Origin of the sequence: Peribacillus sp. NPDC096447, assembly GCF_044762725.1 — a bacterium.
GTDB lineage: Bacteria > Bacillota > Bacilli > Bacillales > DSM-1321 > Peribacillus.
On the sequence record NZ_JBIWEV010000002.1, the window covers coordinates 527,228 to 545,712 of the forward strand.

The 18,485-nt window shown below is 43.3% G+C and carries 15 protein-coding genes; 7 read left to right on the forward strand and 8 right to left on the reverse strand.

From position 1 onward, the window contains the following. Positions 1-39: 39 nt before the first annotated feature. Positions 40-1,887 (reverse strand): asparagine synthase (glutamine-hydrolyzing), encoded by a 1,848-nt coding sequence (gene asnB, locus ACIQZD_RS09470; protein WP_402901165.1) that lies wholly within the window; start codon positions 1,885-1,887, stop codon positions 40-42. A gap of 286 nt (positions 1,888-2,173) precedes the next feature. Here asnB and ACIQZD_RS09475 point away from each other — a divergent pair, with 286 nt between their 5' ends. Further along, complete coding sequence (locus ACIQZD_RS09475; RefSeq protein WP_020018810.1) at positions 2,174-2,740, forward strand: DUF2777 domain-containing protein; 567 nt, start codon at positions 2,174-2,176, stop codon at positions 2,738-2,740. A 57-nt stretch (positions 2,741-2,797) separates the two neighbouring features. Here the strand turns inward: ACIQZD_RS09475 and ACIQZD_RS09480 are convergent, their stop codons facing one another. The 4 genes from ACIQZD_RS09480 to ACIQZD_RS09495 form a co-directional block, all read right to left on the reverse strand. Next, positions 2,798-3,139, reverse strand: a complete 342-nt coding sequence (locus ACIQZD_RS09480; protein WP_101224146.1) for a YisL family protein — start codon at positions 3,137-3,139, stop codon at positions 2,798-2,800. Positions 3,140-3,272: 133 nt separating this feature from the next. Next, the gene (locus ACIQZD_RS09485) at positions 3,273-4,454 is read right to left on the reverse strand and encodes a DUF418 domain-containing protein (RefSeq protein WP_402901169.1); all 1,182 of its coding nucleotides are present in this window, start codon (positions 4,452-4,454) and stop codon (positions 3,273-3,275) included. Between the two features lie 34 nt (positions 4,455-4,488). Further along, positions 4,489-5,763, reverse strand: coding sequence for an MFS transporter (locus ACIQZD_RS09490; RefSeq protein ID WP_402901172.1), 1,275 nt, complete (start codon positions 5,761-5,763; stop codon positions 4,489-4,491). 317 nt (positions 5,764-6,080) lie between these two features. Further along, positions 6,081-7,673, reverse strand: a complete 1,593-nt coding sequence (locus ACIQZD_RS09495; RefSeq protein ID WP_402901175.1) for a long-chain-fatty-acid--CoA ligase — start codon at positions 7,671-7,673, stop codon at positions 6,081-6,083. A gap of 225 nt (positions 7,674-7,898) precedes the next feature. Here ACIQZD_RS09495 and ACIQZD_RS09500 point away from each other — a divergent pair, with 225 nt between their 5' ends. From ACIQZD_RS09500 to ACIQZD_RS09525, 6 genes are all read left to right on the forward strand, one after another. Beyond that, complete coding sequence (locus ACIQZD_RS09500; protein ID WP_268564340.1) at positions 7,899-8,120, forward strand: spore germination protein; 222 nt, start codon at positions 7,899-7,901, stop codon at positions 8,118-8,120. A gap of 22 nt (positions 8,121-8,142) precedes the next feature. After that, the gene (locus ACIQZD_RS09505; protein ID WP_402901180.1) at positions 8,143-8,343 is read left to right on the forward strand and encodes a spore germination protein GerPB; all 201 of its coding nucleotides are present in this window, start codon (positions 8,143-8,145) and stop codon (positions 8,341-8,343) included. Positions 8,344-8,419: 76 nt separating this feature from the next. Further along, complete coding sequence (gene gerPC, locus ACIQZD_RS09510; RefSeq protein ID WP_268564338.1) at positions 8,420-9,031, forward strand: spore germination protein GerPC; 612 nt, start codon at positions 8,420-8,422, stop codon at positions 9,029-9,031. Continuing rightward, positions 9,021-9,200: a spore gernimation protein GerPD gene (locus ACIQZD_RS09515; protein WP_268564337.1), complete on the forward strand. Its 180-nt coding sequence runs from the start codon at positions 9,021-9,023 to the stop codon at positions 9,198-9,200. Before gerPC ends, ACIQZD_RS09515 begins: the two co-directional genes overlap by 11 nt. Positions 9,201-9,205: 5 nt before the next feature. Continuing rightward, a complete protein-coding gene (locus ACIQZD_RS09520) occupies positions 9,206-9,613 on the forward strand; it encodes a spore germination protein GerPE (protein WP_402901185.1) in 408 nt (135 codons plus the stop codon). Positions 9,614-9,634: 21 nt separating this feature from the next. Further along, positions 9,635-9,853 (forward strand): spore germination protein, encoded by a 219-nt coding sequence (locus ACIQZD_RS09525; RefSeq protein WP_095392665.1) that lies wholly within the window; start codon positions 9,635-9,637, stop codon positions 9,851-9,853. A gap of 44 nt (positions 9,854-9,897) precedes the next feature. Here ACIQZD_RS09525 and trpB read toward each other — a convergent pair whose 3' ends face one another. The 3 genes from trpB to addB form a co-directional block, all read right to left on the reverse strand. Further along, on the reverse strand, positions 9,898-11,061 hold the full coding sequence (trpB, locus tag ACIQZD_RS09530) for a tryptophan synthase subunit beta (RefSeq protein ID WP_402901188.1): 1,164 nt from the start codon (positions 11,059-11,061) through the stop codon (positions 9,898-9,900). Between the two features lie 129 nt (positions 11,062-11,190). Further along, a complete protein-coding gene (addA, locus tag ACIQZD_RS09535; RefSeq protein ID WP_402901191.1) occupies positions 11,191-14,925 on the reverse strand; it encodes a helicase-exonuclease AddAB subunit AddA in 3,735 nt (1,244 codons plus the stop codon). Continuing rightward, complete coding sequence (gene addB, locus ACIQZD_RS09540; RefSeq protein WP_402901194.1) at positions 14,918-18,415, reverse strand: helicase-exonuclease AddAB subunit AddB; 3,498 nt, start codon at positions 18,413-18,415, stop codon at positions 14,918-14,920. The genes addA and addB overlap by 8 nt, the downstream gene beginning before the upstream one ends. Between the last annotated feature and the right edge of the window lie 70 nt (positions 18,416-18,485).

Below are 18,485 nucleotides of genomic sequence, written 5' to 3' on the forward strand. Positions count from 1 at the left end.
AAAAACGGGGCAATGAAAATCATCCGCCCCGTTTTTTTTTCATTCGATTATTTGGATATCATATTCTTTGAACCATACATGGGTTTGTGCCAAGTGAGCGAGCAGCTGTGGACCTGACATCAATTGCCCGAACCACGGCACTTTAAAAGCGGCACCCCTGGAATCTACTATATCGGTTAGCTTCTGCTTATCGAAAAACTCATGCAGGACCGAATTTTTATCCATCAGTAAGTCTTTCAACCACGCCTGCACACGGTCTGTATATATAGGGTTATGGGTTTTTGGATATGGGCTTTTTTTACGATATAATACTTCATCCGGTAACAGCCCCTCCAAAGCCTTCCTTAGAATACCCTTTTCACGGTTGCCTTCCATTTTCATTTCCCAAGGAATGTTCCATGCATATTCAACAAGGCGATGATCCGCAAATGGCACGCGCACCTCTAGACTTGCACCCATACTCATCCGGTCCTTCCGGTCAAGGAGAGTCGTCATGAACCATAATAAATTCACATAGAAAAGCTCTCTCCGCTTCGCTGCTACACCGCTTTCGCCTTCCAATTTAGGCGTTTCGGCAAGGGTGGTCAAATAAGCTTCCTGAGCATATTCCTCGAGCTTCAATTTCTCGCGCCATCCCTTTTTCAATAAAGATACCCGCTCCCCGGTCGATCTCATCCATGGAAAACCAGCACGATTCAAATCATCCTCACGATGAAACCAAGGATAACCGCCAAAAATTTCGTCCGCACATTCACCGGACAGGCCTACAACAAAATCCCGCTTGATTTCCTTACAAAACCAAAGTAAAGAAGAATCGACATCCGCCATGCCTGGGAGGTCCCTTACAAGGACAGCTTCCGTTAAATAATTTGTCAACTGCTCTTGAGTGATGATCGATGAATGGTGAACCGTGTTAAAACTATCCGACATCTTTTTAATCCAATACCCATCAGAGTTAGGCTGAAAATCATTTGCTTTAAAATAGCGCTCATTATCCTCATAATCAATGGAATACGTATGAAGCGGTCCTTTCCCTTCTTTTTGATAGGCGTTTGCAGCAATGGCCGTTATCGCGCTTGAGTCAAGCCCTCCTGATAAGAAGGTACAAAGCGGAACATCTGATACAAGTTGCCGTGTCACTGCATCTTCGACAAGGAAGCGAACCTTCTCGGCCGTCTCATCAAGAGTATCCCGGTGTTCTTCGCTTTTCACATTCCAGTATCTCCAAATCCGGAGGCCTTTCCTTGATACAGTAAGCGCATGGGCAGGCCTTAATTCCTGGATATTATGAAATACGCCTGAACCTGGCTTTCGGGATGGACCAACACCAAAAACCTCAGACAGCCCTTCGCGGTCAATCTCCGTTTTAACATCCGGATGGGCCAGAATCGCCTTCAGCTCCGATCCGAAAATGAACCCGCCGTCCCTTTCCGCGTAAAAGAATGGTTTTACCCCCATGCGATCTCTTCCAACGAATAATTTCTGTTCCTTTTCATCCCAAATCGCAAACGCAAAAATCCCATTGAACAAGTCAATGCATTTTTCTTTCCATTCTATATAAGAAGTTAGCAAAACTTCTGTATCAGAATGACCGTTAAAGGAATATCCTTTTAATAATAGCTGTTTACGAATATCCTCGGTGTTATATAGCTCACCATTATAACAAAGCGTATATCTGCCGTTTTCGTGATTTTTCGTCATCGGCTGTTTTCCGCCTTCCGCATCGACAACCGTTAACCGTTTATGACCAAAGGCAACATGGGCTTCGCACCAAACATTTTCTTCGTCTGGCCCCCGCTTTGCCAACGTTTTCGTCATGTTTTCCAGCGTTTTCGTTTTTGTCCGTAAATCTTTTTGAAAATGCACCCAGCCTGTTATCCCACACATTTTACACTTCATCCTTTCTATCCGGACTATCAAAAATATATTGGCTCCCTGTCTTAAAAAGATTTACAGTCCCTAAGTATCGCTTTAGCATCATTCCGAAGGACCCCCTGCCCACAACGCCCGGCGTCGTTAATGAATTGTTGAGCAAAGCATCCCGTGTTTAAACATAGCCTATGCAAAGACGGAAAGATGGTTATTTGTCCATAATATTTTAAAATATACAGTTATATTTTCATTGGATTTTGACTAAAAAGTAGGTGAGGATTCCACTATTGGAGGTATATGTATGAGTCAGCAACAACGAACTAAGTTAATGAACAGGCAAACAAGAGCTTTTACCGAAGGAACAGTGGAAAATATCAATCAACAATGGATTTTTTTCGATGATGAAACAGATGAGGCCTGCTCCATTGAAGACCACGTTGACAGCATCATCGAAGTGTACAGGGGTGGGCGCTGGCAGCAAGGAGTAATTGAAGAAGAGGGAAAAATCCTGCTTCATCGGGAAATCACCTTCTTAAGGGAAAATGAGCCCATTCGGATACGCAAAAAACTGCTCTACTCTTTTGAACGTTTATTGGAAGAATTGAACGACGATTCTTTTTTCCAATTTGTAACGACATTGAATTCACTTGATTTTTCTATTTATGATTGTATATATAGCTATAACCAGCTCACCTTTTTAAGGGCCGTCCCAAACCAGTCCGGCGTGAATTTCTTCACCTTTGATAACGAGAGCCAAATTTGTCTCGTTCAGCACCACTTTTCTTACGGAAAAAAGGATCATGATCGTTTTGAATTCACCCTGAACACCGGAAAAAGGATCGTCATTGAGAAAGTGAATTCACAATAACGGGTAAAAGAAAACGGGTAAATGAGATTTCCTCATTTACCCGTTTTTAATTCTGTATTAAAAAAAGTCCATTCCTTGTGGCAGCGAAAGTCCTAAATAAAGGACGAATACAAGCGCTACGATGAACAATGTCCACATGGCACTTGTGCTTTTTCCTTTTTTCGTACGGACCAGCACCATTTCCATCGCCGCAATCACGATGATTCCGACAATCATTTTAACTGCGTAAGCACCAAAATCAGTGATCAGCATGCCGCCAGTAAGGAAAATCAATAGATAGAACAACCGTGTTATCATATGTAGCATTTTCGCTTTCGGGTTTTCACCTTTAAGCATCGAATATGTGACAAAGAAAAGAATGATTCCGATAACCCAAGCTGTAATATGCATATGTGTCATTTTTTTGCCCCCTCGTTCAGTTTCCATTTCATCATATCATAGGCTTTTACAAAAAAACAAAACTAAGGATCCACCTGAATGCGTAAAACCAACAATTTAATGAACATCATTTACATTTCTTCTTAACTGGTCCCTACTTGCGCATAACCGGCTTTTTACCATATGTAAAAGAACGCCATATATATTCAACCGGTCCGTAATTAAACAAACCCATCCACAATAAGGAAAGCAGAATTTGCAGGCAAAACAGGGCTATTAGGAAAACGAATCCTGTCGTATAAGAGACTGATCCATATAAACCAAGCCCATATGAATAAAAAATGGCCGTACATACCATCGATTGGAACAGGTAATTGCTCATAGACATCCTTCCGATATACGAAAACGGTTGTAATAGGCGGGAAGCCCCTGCCCGCTCCGCCAAAAGCGTGATTGCTGTGATATAAAAAATCGTAAGTAACGGTCCTCCCAAATAATCCTGCACGAATATCGTACCAAAATGGTATACCGTCACATATGGCAGAATCTTAATTGACATGCCCAATAGCAAACTTACAATCGATATCGTTTTCAATTGTCGTTTATATTGGGTTGGATTTTGGAGAAAGCCTTGTTTTGCAACGCCTGCTCCCATTAAAAAAAACGGAAAAATCGATAAAAAAAGGATAATGGCATTAAAGGGGTTGTTCACCATATACCAATCCAGAGCCCTTTGACTCATTATTTCCGTAATTGTACCAGATTGATAAACTTCCAAAGACTGTTTCATCATCTCCGAATCAGTCGGGATTGCCATCGCATCCCCTTCAAAAATGCCCATTATAAGAAATAGGGAACCCAATATCGCAAAAGGCAGGACATAACAAACCGAGCCTAGCAGAATTAAATTCCTGCCCTTCATCTTATAAAAAAACAAAAAGGCAAACCCAAATACAGCATAATTAATGAGGATGTCCCCATGCCAGATGAAAAAAGCATGAATGCATCCAAGTGTCAGCAGGAAACTTAGCCTTTTCATATATAGCAAAGGAAATGAAGTGCCCTTTTCTTCACTCCTTACAGCCAGTATGATCGCCCCGAAACCGAACAGAAAGGCAAATAACGGATAAAAGCTGGCCTGTGCGACAATATCACTGAGTACATACAAAATTCTGTCCCATCCTCCGGCCCACCGCTCGGCACCATCTATGTACAAGAGCGGCGAGTGGAAAGAAGGCATATTCACTAAAAAAATCCCTAAAATGGCTAATCCACGCAAAATATCGATGCTTACGATCCTTTTACTTTCCTGCATTGGTACCATCGTGCCCTTCATAGGTACACCCTCTTTCATCCATACAGATTTTTTCCTATAACTCCATTGCACCATCTTTAACTTTCGTGACCGCTTTTTGCTTTTTTATCAGTATGACAAACAAGCTGCCCAATAAGCAAAAGATTCCTGCAAGGAAGAATGCCCATGTATAGGAGTTGAATATTTTGAAGATAAGCCCTCCACCGTACGCCGCCACTGCTGCACCGACCTGATGGGCCGCGAATATCCACCCGTATACGATCCCGCTTTTCTCCATGCCAAAGACTTGCCTTGAAATGCTTATGGTCGGAGGAACGGTGGCAATCCAATCCAAGCCATAAAAAACGGAAAAGATGATCAATAGGCCGATTGAGCCTTCATTTAGCGCAAAAGGAAGTAATACGAGGGAAGCGCCCCTTAGAGCGTAATACCAAAACAACAGCCAACGGTTATCAAAACGATCTGATAACCACCCGGATACAGTCGTACCAATCAAATCAAAGATTCCCATGAAAGATAGCAGTGATGCTGCCGTCACAACCGGTAAACCAAAACTAATGCAGTAAGAAATGAAATGTGTGCCGATCAACCCGCTCGTTGAAAGTCCGCATATAAAAAAGCTTCCTGCCAATAACCAGAATTCCTTCACTCTCACTGCTTCAATCAACGACTGAAAGGCCATGGCGATGGGGTTCTTCTTTTGGACTGTAACAGCCTCCTGATTTTCCTCTTCTAATCCATATGGAAGAGTGCCCACTTCCTTCGGATTGTTTTTCATGAACAAAAGGATGATTGCCAGCATGATCAAGCTAAGGACCAAAATTAATCCAATCGCCCATCTCCACGAGTAATTCTCAATGATGATGGCTAAAACCGGAAGTAAAATGAGCTGACCTGTGGCCGTGCTTGCCGTGAGTATCCCGACCGCCAGTCCCCGCCTCTTCTCGAACCAACGATTTGCCACATATGGGCTCAATACCGTTAAAAACACTCCAGAACCCAATCCAATGATAATTCCCCAAATAAGAATGAGCTGCCACTCATGCTCCATGAAAAAAGTGAGGAAAATCCCTGCCAATAAAGTCGACATGGCCAATACCATCATTTTCTTCAATCCAAGCACTTCAATTAGAGCGGCCATGAATGGACCCGATAATCCATACAGAAACAAACTTATGGCGAAGGCTAAAGAAATGACGGACCGGTCCCACCCGAACTCATTTTCAAATGGTACGATGAATACTCCCGATGATGACCTAACGATTCCGGCTACAATAATCGAGAAGAATGTTATGATTAAAATAACCCAGCTATAATGAATACGTTTCAATGCTCTCCCCCCACAATCCAAGACTCTTTCAATAAACATGATGAAAAAATGAAAATTATAATAATTTGAAATATTTTATAATGGTAACACTTTCTCGTTAAACAGGAAGCTTTTTATCGAAACAAATTCCAATGCTCTTGAATGAGCATCCTTCTCCAACAATGGCATGAGTCACTGCGGCTTATTTACGAATGGAAACATATCGCCCTCTCAATCTTCATTTCATCATGTCCGATATCTTCATAGCTTAATATGAAATCCATCGAACCGGTAAACAGAAAAAAACGCTGATCATTTCTGAACAGCGTTAGCGAGCTTCAATTGACGAATCTGCCTGTTTTCCCCTTAGATTCCCAGTAATCATTACGGAGATGGATTTTTTGTATTTTCCCCGATGCCGTTTTCGGAAGCTCATCGACGAACGACACACTGGTAACTGATTTGAAGTGAGCTAGTTTTTCCCGTGTGAAGGTCCTTATATCATCCTCCGTTAATTCCACGCCCCTTTTTGGCACAATGAAGGCATGCGGCGTCTCCCCCCACTTTTCATGGGGAACGGCAATGACTGCCGCTTCAAGAATGTCCGGATGTTCGTAGAGCACTCCTTCCACTTCTATGGAAGAGATATTTTCTCCGCCACTAATGATGATATCCTTTTTGCGGTCAACGATATCCACATTGCCATTTTCATCAATCGTGGCCATATCCCCTGTATGCAGCCATCCATTTCTCAATGTCTGGCTGGTCGCTTCTTCATTTTTCCAATAACCTAACATCACTCCATGACTGCGGACAATGAGCTCCCCAATATCCACGCCATCACGGGCCACTTCCTCACCATTTTCATGGATGACCTTTACCTCACTGCCTATGATGGGATATCCGGCTTTCGCCTTCATTCTGTATTTTTCTTTTTCCGAAAGATCATCGAATTCAGAACGAATCAGCGATATCAGACTAACCGGTGTCGATTCAGTCATTCCGTAAATTTGAATGAATTCCCAGCCTAACTCTTTTTCCACCCTTGTAACGAATGCAGGAGGCGGAGCGGAACCAGCAACAACGATTCGGATATCCTGCTCGATATTCGGAACAGTCCGTTCATAATATTGAAACAGTGAATTCAGAACCGTTGGTGCCATATGCATGATGGAAACCTTATGCTTTTGCAGTGCTTCAAATATCGTTTCGGGGCTGGTTTTCCTCAAACAAACTTGAGTGGCACCATTTGCCGTATAATAAAATGGGGCACCCCACCCATTCACGTGGAACATCGGCAGTACATGCAAATATGTATCGCGGTCATTGACCCTGAAATGATGCATCGCACCCAGGGCATGCAAATAGTTGTTACGGTGAGTCAGCATCACCCCTTTAGGATTCCCTGTGGTCCCGCTAGTATAAAGGAGGCTAGAAACATCATTTTCGTCCACGGACTCCCGGTTAAAGCATTTGTCATCATAACGTTCCAGCCAATGGTTGTAATCGGTTTCATTTATCTCTTCATCTTTATAGTGAACGATTATGTGCTCCACCGATTCAAGTTCATCTTTGACAGGGGAAATCAGATGATACAATTCCCGATCCACGAAAAGGACCTTTGACTCGCTATGGTTTAAAATGAATACATAATCGGCAGGCTTCAAGCGGATATTCAATGGAACGATTACTGCCCCAAGCTGAAAGACTCCATAAAAGCCTTCAAGCATTTCGATTGAGTTAGGTGCCAAATATGCCACCTTATCACCCTTTTTGACTCCAATATCTCTTAAACCATTGGAAAGCTGGTTTACACGGCCGTTCAGCTCTAAGTATGTTAAAACCTTGTCTTCTCCAATGATGGCTTTCTTATCGCCATATAGTAAGGCTGCTCGATCCAAGAAATGCGATAATACTAATGGTACATTCATTTCCTCACCTCAAATTTTATTTGAAAATTCTGAATTAGCATTATATTACCATATCTGTTATCAAACTTTCAATAATATCTACAATTGTTATATAACAATATATTGATAGGCAGATGAATCACATCAATCATGAGTCAACATACAATACATTGAAACTTCCCTTCAGTGATAGGCTCATGGCCTGAAATTCAAGGGGAAAACCAGAATAAAAAAAGGGTGATTTTCTTGCCGGCCATCGTAGGAATCGTTCAAGTCATCAACGTCGGTAGCAGTGGAATTGTCCATATTGGTGACGTCTTTAAAATTAGTCCATATGCCACTTCAAAAACGTTTGCAGGTGCTGGCTCGTTTAATACGGGTGAATCCATATCCCTTTATAATGCCTATAGCACCACAAATACAAATGATACAGATGGTGTTGATCAGCCACTGGTCTTAAATCTCTAATGTTTTTAAGAAAGGAGTCAGTATGATCTTCAATATTCACCAGACCATACAAATCAATATGATAAAAATTGAAAGCATCTCCAATTCATCCGTTTTTCAAATAGGAAGTGCCGGGGTGATTAAACCATATTCCACATTAGCCAATACCGGTGGATTCACTGAGCCTGCTCCTGAAATCGAAGTAGTCCCATTAACCAGTTCCGTCCCATTTACACCTTCTTAGGCATTCACCTATATCCAACTTTTTCATATACTGTCATATATGAATTTATCTTTTTATGAAGGTGAGGTGTTGAATCGTGAATCAGGATTTATATTCGTATTCCATACAAATGCAGCGTTTCCTTGAAGCCCAGGATAAGCGGATCATGAAACTTGAACACGAACTCAAACGCCTGACAGATGAACTTGCTGAGCTGAAAAATAAACCGCCAATCCATGTAGATAAAATTGAATATAAATTCGATCAGTTAAAGGTCGAATCTTTAGATGGAACATTGAATATCGGTTTAAATCCCAATGACCTTAACAACATTGATGAATTTGCCGTCAACAACCAACCCGTTCAACCTGCACCAAACCTATTTCCAGGCAGGGAAATCGTCGTCCAGGAAATTCACAATGATATACTTTCAGACTTGGAAAATATGATCAACGATGCGGAAACCCAGCTGAAAATATCATTGGAACCCTCTTATCATGACTTCATTAAACAGGACGTCGAACGCCAGCTTCATCAACGTATCAATATGTATTTCGATAATCTCTCTTATGCGGAACGTGCACCGCAGCAACGGGATAATGTCAAGGAGAAGATCAGGGAGAAGGTAAAATCCGATATTCAAACTGCATTATTCCAATTCATTACCCATTCACAAGCCGAGACAGGAGGAAATCCAAATGGAGTTTAATGTAATCAATCACCAGCTTTGTGTAGGTGATATTAAAATTACCGGTGTAGCAAGCTCTGCTTTATTTCTAATTGGGGATGTCCAAACGGTCCAACTTTCTTCTGCATTCGATACCCCGCCGGAATCCCTGATCATCGGGCCATTCGTGCCGCTTTCTCCAGAAGGATAAATAACATGTTTTCTAGAATATCAAAAGTAAAATCTATAGTATCCGACACGGTATCATTCAGCTCCGCCCTGCAAATCGGGGATACTTCATATATAGATGGAAATGCCCTGGCTATAGCCGTTCAGAAGAAAAGTGAAACTTTTGCTTCAGTCGATATTCATTTCAATGACTATGACATTTTTAAGAAACCACTTTATATCCCGAGATTGAATGAACCCGTAATATCGAGTTTTTCAAATCCGAATCCCTTCATACGGGTCGGCAATATCAATATAATCGGGATATCATCCTCATCTGTGGTGGGTGTGGGGAACGTAGGCCATGCGCGTATGGAATCAAGAGTTAAACATATTCGGGAGGTTCCTAAAAAAACCGAAGAAACGCCAATCGAGGATTCAACCAACAACACTTAAACTTTTAAAGGAGGGGTTCATATGCCCGCCATTATCGGCCCAGTTCAAGTATTTAATGTTGCGCAAGGAAACCTGTTATTCGGTGATTGCGCCGTCATTTCCCCTAAGTCTTCCTCCAAATCCGTTTACGGATCCGGATCAGGGAACACAGCTGCAATCACCTTCACGGCTAATGGCCTGAACGGTAGCAATGTCCTTGATGTCAATGGGGTCGACCAGCCCATTACGGGGAATAATTAGTCAAAGAAAAAGCCTCCATTTCCAGGGAGGCTTTTAAATTCGGCCTATTTTTCTAACATGTTAAATACTTGCTCGACATCTTTGCCTCCCCTGCCTGATAAATTAACGATCAGTATATCATCTCTTGTTAACTCTTTTGCGAGCTTCATGGCGTGAGCCAGAGCATGCGAGCTTTCGAGAGCCGGAATGATCCCCTCTGTTTTGGATAATACCTGAAAAGCCTCAAGTGCTTCTTCCCCTCTTACCGTCACATACTCCGCTCGTCCGCTTTCTTTCAAAAAACTATGCTCGGGTCCCACGCTCGGGTAATCCAAACCGGCGGCTATGGAGAATGTCGGTTTTGGTTCTCCTTGTTCGTCCACTAACGTCAAACTTTTGAATCCGTGTAATACTGCAGGGACACCTTGCGAAATACTTGGGGCTTCAATTGGCTCTACACCAATTAAACGGACATTGTCTTCATCAATATAATGAGCAAAAGCACCGATCGCATTACTTCCCCCTCCTGCACAAGCAATGATGGCAGTTGGCAGTTTTCCTTCCTTTTCAAGGATCTGGCGCTTTGATTCTTCACTTATGATTGATTGGAAATGTTTAACGATCGTTGGATATGGGTGTGGTCCCACTGCTGAACCAAGCAAGTAAAAAGTATTTTCATAGTTTTGCACCAAATCATTCAAAGCCTCATCAACTGCATCCTTCAATCGACCCTGTCCCTTTTCGACCGCTACGACTTTTGCCCCCAGCAATTCCATCCGAAAGACATTCAATGCCTGCCTCTCCGTATCCAGCTTGCCCATATAAATCACACACTCCATGCCAAACATCGCACATGCAGTCGCAGTCGCCACACCATGCTGTCCAGCGCCAGTTTCTGCGATGATTCGTTTAGAACCCATCCGTTTAGCGAGCAGGATTTGGCCGATCGCATTATTAATTTTGTGAGCACCTGTATGATTCAGGTCTTCACGCTTCAAGTATATTTTAGCCCCGCCAACCTTTTTCGTTAAATTCTTTGCAAGTGTTAACGGGTTTTCGCGTCCGACATATTCTTTCAGATAATATTGAAACTCCTCAATGAATTCCGGGTCATCCTTATATTTCAGGAATTCCGTTTCTAAAATATCCATTACTTCCTGAAGTTCACCCGGGACAAAGCTTCCGCCGAACTCACCAAAGTATCCCTTGCTCTTGATCTCACTCGTCATACTCTTCTCTACTCCTTTAAAAAGGTATTTTTCTCCACTAGTATATAGTAAGCATTTATATCTTTTCAAACTATTCTGTTTATTGAACCAAAAAGAAGCGACCCACATCAATGGGACACTCCTTCTCTTTTATACTTCCAATAAATGCGAGCCGTCAAAGAAAAACAAGTAACGGCCGGTTACCTTCTTATTCATTATCCCTTCAACAGCCCGCGTATAAAGCTGAAGCTGCATCCGGTATCGATCGGCAAGAATCTCTTTAGCTCCTTCATACCCGCTGGCAAAACGGCCGGTGATTGTATCCGTTTTATAATCGAGAAGCACAAGGCCTTGTTCATCCTCAAAGATACAATCAATTACACCTTGGATTAGGATCTCTTCATCTCCAGCTGCCCAATCGCTGTAAGCTTCCTTTGCAGGCAGCGACATCGTAAATGGCACTTCACGGCGAATATTCACGGCCTTCTGCATTCTTTGCCCGATTTCACTATCAAAGAAATCGACGATCGTCTCAGGGTCCACAGCTTCTTTCTGTTCCTCCGTCAACAGCTCACGTTGAATCAAGTCAACCATCAGTTCCTGAATCGACTGAATGGTAATCTCTTTAGATAGATCAATATGCTGCATGACTAAATGTGTAATCGTACCCCTTTCAGCAGGAGTCAGTGACTTTTCTTGCATGAAAGTCGGCCGCTTCGTAATAGGCCGCTTAAATTTACGCAACAGCTCTGTGGAGCTTTGCTCGTCCTTGAGTTCATATTGACGTTTTAGTTCAGAAACGGATTGCTTGGAACGATACACCGTCGCCTCATGCTCGGGGTACTCCCACTCGAGCTGTTCCTTGATATCACCATAAAACTCGGAAACGATACCGACCTTCTCCGATTTCTGGACATGTTCAAGCATTTGCTCTTGAACCAGTGCCTCTTCCTCATCCAGAACAGCAAGCTCTTCACTTGGAATGACGGAAATGGACCAATTCGATGGGTGCGACTCCATTTCCAAGCCAAGACCTGCAGCCCCAAGAGAATCCCGATGCCGGACAAGGGATGGACCAATCCAATCAAGATAACTTTTTGCACCTGCCCGTACATAGTCCTTCAATAGCCAATCTCCATGTGCCGCATTACTTTCCCAGTTCTGCTGCGTTTTTTCTGCATCATTGATACTGGCAATCAAATAAAGCTTTTCCTTAGCCCTCGTTAGAGCCACGTAGAGGACACGCATCTCCTCGGCAATTAATTCAAGCTGCTTTTTTTTCTTAAAAGCCAATTGAGGGAGGGATGGATAAGTTATCCGTAATTCGGAATTCACATACTTTGCCGCAAAGCCATAATCCTTATCCAGTAAATAAGGCTTGCGTAAATCCATCATATTGAATTGCTTGGAAAGACCGGCAATGAACACGATCGGGAACTCAAGCCCCTTTGACGAGTGAATCGTCATCAGCCGGACTACATCTTCCTGTTCCCCTAAAGCACGAGCTGCCCCTAAATCATCTCCACGTTCTTGCATCCTTTCTATGAAACGCAAGAAACGGAACAGACCGCGGAAAGAACTCGCTTCATATTGCCTTGCCCTGTCATACAGCGCTCTTAAATTGGCCTGACGCTGTTTGCCGCCCGGCATCCCACCTGCAAAATCATAAAACTGTGTTTCGCGGTATAGCAGCCAGATCAAATCTGATAATGCCTCCTGCCTGGCAAGCTTCCTCCACTTCACTAGTTTTTTATAAAAAGCAGTAGCCTTTTCATAAAGCCCCGGATGTTCTTCCGGGTCACTTTTTCTGTAAAAATCAGCTAGCGCTTCGTAGTAGCTCCCTGTATGGAATAAACGCACCTGTGACATCTCTTCTTCATCCAGTCCGACGATGGGTGAACGGAGAACGGATGCCAATGGGATATCCTGTTGCGGATTATCAATCACCTTCAATAAGGAAATCATGATGGCCACTTCGGTCGCTTCAAAATACCCTGTCGATAAATTGGCATAGACTGGAATCCCTTGTTTTTTAAATTCCTCCATGATTTGCGGTGCCCATGGCATCGAACGAAGAAGAATGACCATGTCCCGATAGGTGGCAGATCGGTACTTTTTGGTTTTCGTATCATATATCCGATGCTTTTCGCTTATAGCCTTTTTAATGAGCTTTGCCATCTGCCTTGCTTCGAGCTGCGCTTTTTCAAGCTCCTCGGCCTCAAACCCGCCATCCGATCCTTCCATTTCCGAATGAGCTTCCGGATCGGCTGTTCCGTCAATTAAATGGAGTTCGATCGGGTTTGGATCGTCTTCGGGATATGGGGCGCCTTTTTTCAATTGGGCATCTTCATCATAATCAATCTCACCGACAGTAATGCCCATCAACTGTTGAAACAAGAAATTGGTCCCATCGAGAACTTCCTTCCGGCTCCGGAAATTGCGGTTTAAATCAATTTTCAGTCCGGAATCAACACCATCATGGGTAAAACGTGTGTATTTTCCAAGGAAGAGATTCGGTTCCGCAAGCCTGAACCGATAAATGGACTGCTTGACATCGCCTACCATGAAAAGATTCCCGTCATATTCGCCGTCAGCCGTCACAAGTTTTAAAATGGATTCCTGAACCAGGTTAGTATCCTGATACTCATCCACTAGCACCTCTTTGAACTGGTTCCTGTATTCAATGGCTGCCGCTGAAGGTTTTCGTTCACCATCCACCGTTTCCCCTGTCAAAATTTGAAGACAATAATGTTCCAAATCGGCGAAATCCACCAAGTTCTTTTCTGCTTTTGCAGCAAAAAATCTTTCGTCAAACCGTTTAACAAGCATTACAAGTGTATCGACATATCCCTTGAGCTCCCTTATATCCCTCAAGTAGCTTTCCGGTTTACGGGAAAATAACTCTTCCTGTAACGATTTGATGATCTTCTTCGCCTTATCCCGGTACTTGGTAGCCTCATCCGTAATTTCTTTGATGAACTCCGCACCAGAAAGGCGTTTTGCCGTCCCAAATTTCACGTTTTGGATTTCTTCATAAAGAGCATTCCAGGATTGGTCCTTCACCTCCGAAAGTTTAGCAACCATGGCAAGATCGGCTATATAGTTTTCAGCCCTTGGTGCCGGCCCCCCAGGGATTTTTGTCAACGCAAGCGAGCGTTCCAATAAATCTCTGGAGGTGTCCAATTGTAAACCAATATCGAACTTCAATGAATCGATAAACGAAAGATCATCAATCCCATCATCATCTGCCAGCTCATACATGCTGGCGGCACCACCAAGCCATCGGTCCGGGTCTGGATTCGATTGCGAAAAATCATGCAGCGATCGAACGATATTCTGAAGTGCATCATCGTTTCGATCGCTAGTGAAAGCATCAACCAAATTAAAGAACTCTTCATTATCACTTTGCCCATACTGCTCCTCGAAAAGCTCTTCCATCACTTCATCACGAAGCAGCTGGATCTCCGTAGAATCTGCAATCCGGAAGCCCGGGTCGATATCCGTCAGATAATAATACTTCCTGATCACCTCTAAACAAAAGGAATGAAGTGTGGAAATTGAAGCACGATTAATCAAGCTCAACTGCTTACGCAAATGCTGTGAATGCGGATTATCATTGATCGCTTTTTCTAATGCCTCACTTATCCGATGACGCATCTCGGCAGCCGAGGCATTGGTGAATGTAACGACGAGCAGTTCATCAACATCGATTGGATCTTCTTCTGAAATGACTTTTTGAATGATCCGGTTGACCAGCACCGCTGTTTTCCCTGAGCCTGCTGCGGCCGCAACCAGAATGTCCTGATCTTTAGCCCATATCGCCTTCCATTGATCTTCCGTCCAAGTCACGTCTCCTGGCAGAGCAGGAATTTTCGTTTTACTCATCGCTCTCCCCCTCCCCCCTTAATAGCTCAAGAACGTCATTTTGTTTTTTCTGTGCCAAATTCCTGAATTGGTTCTCCTCCAGTGACTGGTCGAATTGGCAAACAGATTTAAAGGAACAGAAGGTACACGGCGTTTTTTCCTTTAATTTGTATGGCGTTATATCCACATCACCATCGACCATTCGATCACCAGCCTCCTGATAAATACGGCGCACATGATGATTCAGAAGCGAAAACTCTTCCCTGCTGGCAACTTTGGAAGCCGCAAGGAGCGATCCGTCCTTTTTAAACCCAGCTGGAATGATATCCGACTTACCAGGATTTTCAATATCAAGTGAGGTATCCATCATTTGAATGACATTTGAATGATCCAGTACAAGTCCATTCATTTTAAAACTTTTATAAATTTCTTCTTCAATTCTATCCAAGCTGAGCATTCCCTTTGATTTGACAACGGGATTATGCACATGAAAATATAAAACCCCGGCAGGGATCGCTTCTTTTCCAATAAGCGACTTGGAATGGGTGACGACGATATCAAGGTATGTCAACATCTGCAGCGCGAGTCCATAATATACTTCACTCATGTTCAGTTCCTTTTCACTCGACTTATAATCGAGCACACGCAAATAGACACCCTCATCTTCTTCCGCTTTATCCACGCGGTCGATCCGCCCGATCAATTCCATCTTCGTACCGTTTTTCAATGTGAAAGTAAGTGGCGGCAGCTCGCCATTTTTTCCGAATCCGAGTTCTAATCCGATTGGAGCAAAACCGCTCACCTTTGCATGTTCACTTAATACGATCGAGGCCCGTCCAATCACATGTTCCAGTTTCCTGCGTAAATAGTGATGGCGATTCGTACTTAACAAAATTTGATTTTGGAGTTTAGGAGCAAGTCTCTCCACGGCAATTCTGGCCAGCTCCAAGCATTGTTCCGAAGTCAATGTAGACCAAGGAATATCATGTTCCTTCAAGTAATCGGAAATCATTTTCAACGCTCCATGGAACATTTCGCCTATATCCGGTGCATCCAAACGGAAAATTTGCCGTTCCCTCAATTTCAAGCCATGAGCGGCATAATGGGAAAACGGGCAGCTATTGAACATTTCCATCCTGGATACACTTGTAAGAATGCTTTCACCGTATAATTGCTTACTTGTTTCCTCAGATAATTTCTTTGTCCTATTTTGATAAAAAAGGCTCGATAAAACCTTAGTTGCTGAAGGACCGGCCATTTCATCATCAATAATGGCATTATATACATCCCACCATAGTGAATGGATTGGATAGTTCCTTTTTTTCAGCTGCAATTGGGCAGCCAGGTACGATAGGGCCACATCATGATTCGCAGCATATTTCACCTGTTCCTCAGCAGGCAGATCGGACGGATCGTTCATATAATACACTTCGGAAACGTTAGGCAATACGTCCCTTACCCGTTTTAAATAGGATGAGGGTAAAAGTGCCTTTCCTTCCTCATCGGCAAGCGGATATGATAGATAAAGGGCCTCAGCAGGCGTAGTGAATGCTTTGTACGCTGTAAACTCCTCATCCAGCAGGCGCACTTTTGAACTTGGGGCAACATCAAGTCCACCAGCCAGCAGCACATCACGATCACTATCTGAAAATATCCCGTCAGATACAGCTTTTCCTGGCAGAACCCCTTCGTTCAGGCCGATAACAAAAGCTGTCTTCACATCATCCAGGCGGGATAAATCTAGATTAGCGACTAATACTTGGTCAATTGCCGGCGGTACCAAAGAAAATTCAAGAGATTCCAGACCAGCTTCAATGATTACCGCAAACTGTTTCATGGAGAGCTCTTCCCCGCTCAGCAGTTCAACGAATTGGTCCAATAGGTCGACGACCGCATTCCAAGTTTGCTCATGCTCTCTTGCCGATACCAAATCACCTGCTTCTTCTGCCTCTAGTTTCAGCTTTTCCAATTTTTCCGGTACATGCAATTCTTCAAGATATAGATAAAGTGCTTCACACAATTCCCTGCCATTAGCAGCCTTTTTAACACGTTTTGAGAGCTTCAAGATGGGCTCGGTAAATAATTGCTTCATCTCATTCAACTCTTGCTCAAGCTTCATTTCCTTATCCGTTTGGTTCCGGTCCTCGAGTTCCAGGCCGCGGAAGCGCCTGTAGGTCCAACGATCTTTGGACGTCCACCTGCTTCCTTTAATGCCGCGGGCCAGCACATAGTTCTCCAGCTTATCTACCTGTTCGCGCATCCTATCGTGGTTTTTTTGCAGCGGAAATAGAAGCTCCGTCTTGATTGCACGAAATACCGGCTCATAACGCCAATAACCATTGATGATCTCCAAAGTGGAACGAATCAGTTCAATCAGAGGATGATTCAGCATCGTCCGTTTGGAATCGACGAACAAGGGAATTTGATAATCCCGAAAAACGGTTTGTAAAATATCTGAGTATGCTTCCCCATTACGGACTAAAATCGCAATATCACGGAAACGGTGCTGTTTTTGTCTGACCAGCGACAAGATGTCCCGGGCAACTCCTTCAATCTCAGCTCTGCGGTTAACTGCCTGTGCGATCGTTACATCAGGTGACTGCTCAAACGTTTGTGCAGGACGAATGGCAAAATAAGTTTCCAGATGATTCAGACCCGGACTCTTTCCAAACCTTTCCGTCCCTTTTAAGATTCGATCTTCTGAAATCGGTATGCCATTCCTCAATCCAGCTTGATAAATGTGATGATAAAGATTTCCGGTTTGCCTGAACAGCTGCAAATCATCCGGGGCATATTGCCTGTAGGGCTGATCTAACGTCAGTGAGACCGTTACACTCCTGCACAGCTTCATCATTTCTTCCACAATCAATAATTCCTGTGGAGTCAAGCTATAAAAACCATCGATGTATATATCCGCATTCCTTATATATGAAGACTCTGGCATTTTCTCGATCAGCAAAGTGAAATAGTCTTCGGAATCTAAATATTTGTTAACCATTTCATCCTCAAAAGCCTGATAGACCAATTCAAGATCATGCAGTTTATCCTGAATGCCGCTGCCGGTCTGTGAGGTTTCTGCCAAATAGTTTTGAATGTCATCAGGTTGGATGCAATACTGCTTGAACTCAGCCAGCATTAGCTCCATCTGTGCAATGAACCCCTGCTTATCAGCAGATCGACGAAACATCTTTAACTCTTCCTTTTTATCATCCATGATCTTCCGTATCAACATATTGACGCCGACACTGTCCAAATGCAGCCGGCTCATCCCCCCGGTTTCCTGAAGGACGCGCCATGCAAGCCTGCTAAAACTGAAAACCTGTGTCCGGATCATTCCGGCAAGGCCTGGTGTTTTAATTAATTTATATTCAGATAGAAACGTCATCTGATCAGGAACGAGGTAGATAATTGGATTTCCTTCGGGATCTTCTGCCAATTTGGAGCGAATTTCGTCCAATATATTCGAAGTTTTCCCTGCACCCGATCTTCCCAGTAAAAAACGGAGTGACATCTCTTTTTCCCCCTTACAACATAATATCTAGACCCATCATACCAGAAATACTTTCGTCTTTATGACTAGG

Coding starts and splice junctions, on each gene's coding strand:
- asnB (WP_402901165.1), bottom strand. CDS start 1,887: ATGTGTGGGATAACAGGCTGGGTGCATTTTCAAAAAGATTTACGGACA.
- ACIQZD_RS09515 (WP_268564337.1), top strand. CDS start 9,021: ATGGAGTTTAATGTAATCAATCACCAGCTTTGTGTAGGTGATATTAAA.
- ACIQZD_RS09475 (WP_020018810.1), top strand. CDS start 2,174: ATGAGTCAGCAACAACGAACTAAGTTAATGAACAGGCAAACAAGAGCT.
- ACIQZD_RS09505 (WP_402901180.1), top strand. CDS start 8,143: ATGATCTTCAATATTCACCAGACCATACAAATCAATATGATAAAAATT.
- addA (WP_402901191.1), bottom strand. CDS start 14,925: ATGAGTAAAACGAAAATTCCTGCTCTGCCAGGAGACGTGACTTGGACG.
- ACIQZD_RS09525 (WP_095392665.1), top strand. CDS start 9,635: ATGCCCGCCATTATCGGCCCAGTTCAAGTATTTAATGTTGCGCAAGGA.
- ACIQZD_RS09520 (WP_402901185.1), top strand. CDS start 9,206: ATGTTTTCTAGAATATCAAAAGTAAAATCTATAGTATCCGACACGGTA.
- trpB (WP_402901188.1), bottom strand. CDS start 11,061: ATGACGAGTGAGATCAAGAGCAAGGGATACTTTGGTGAGTTCGGCGGA.
- ACIQZD_RS09495 (WP_402901175.1), bottom strand. CDS start 7,673: ATGAATGTACCATTAGTATTATCGCATTTCTTGGATCGAGCAGCCTTA.
- ACIQZD_RS09485 (WP_402901169.1), bottom strand. CDS start 4,454: ATGAAGGGCACGATGGTACCAATGCAGGAAAGTAAAAGGATCGTAAGC.
- addB (WP_402901194.1), bottom strand. CDS start 18,415: ATGTCACTCCGTTTTTTACTGGGAAGATCGGGTGCAGGGAAAACTTCG.
- ACIQZD_RS09480 (WP_101224146.1), bottom strand. CDS start 3,139: ATGACACATATGCATATTACAGCTTGGGTTATCGGAATCATTCTTTTC.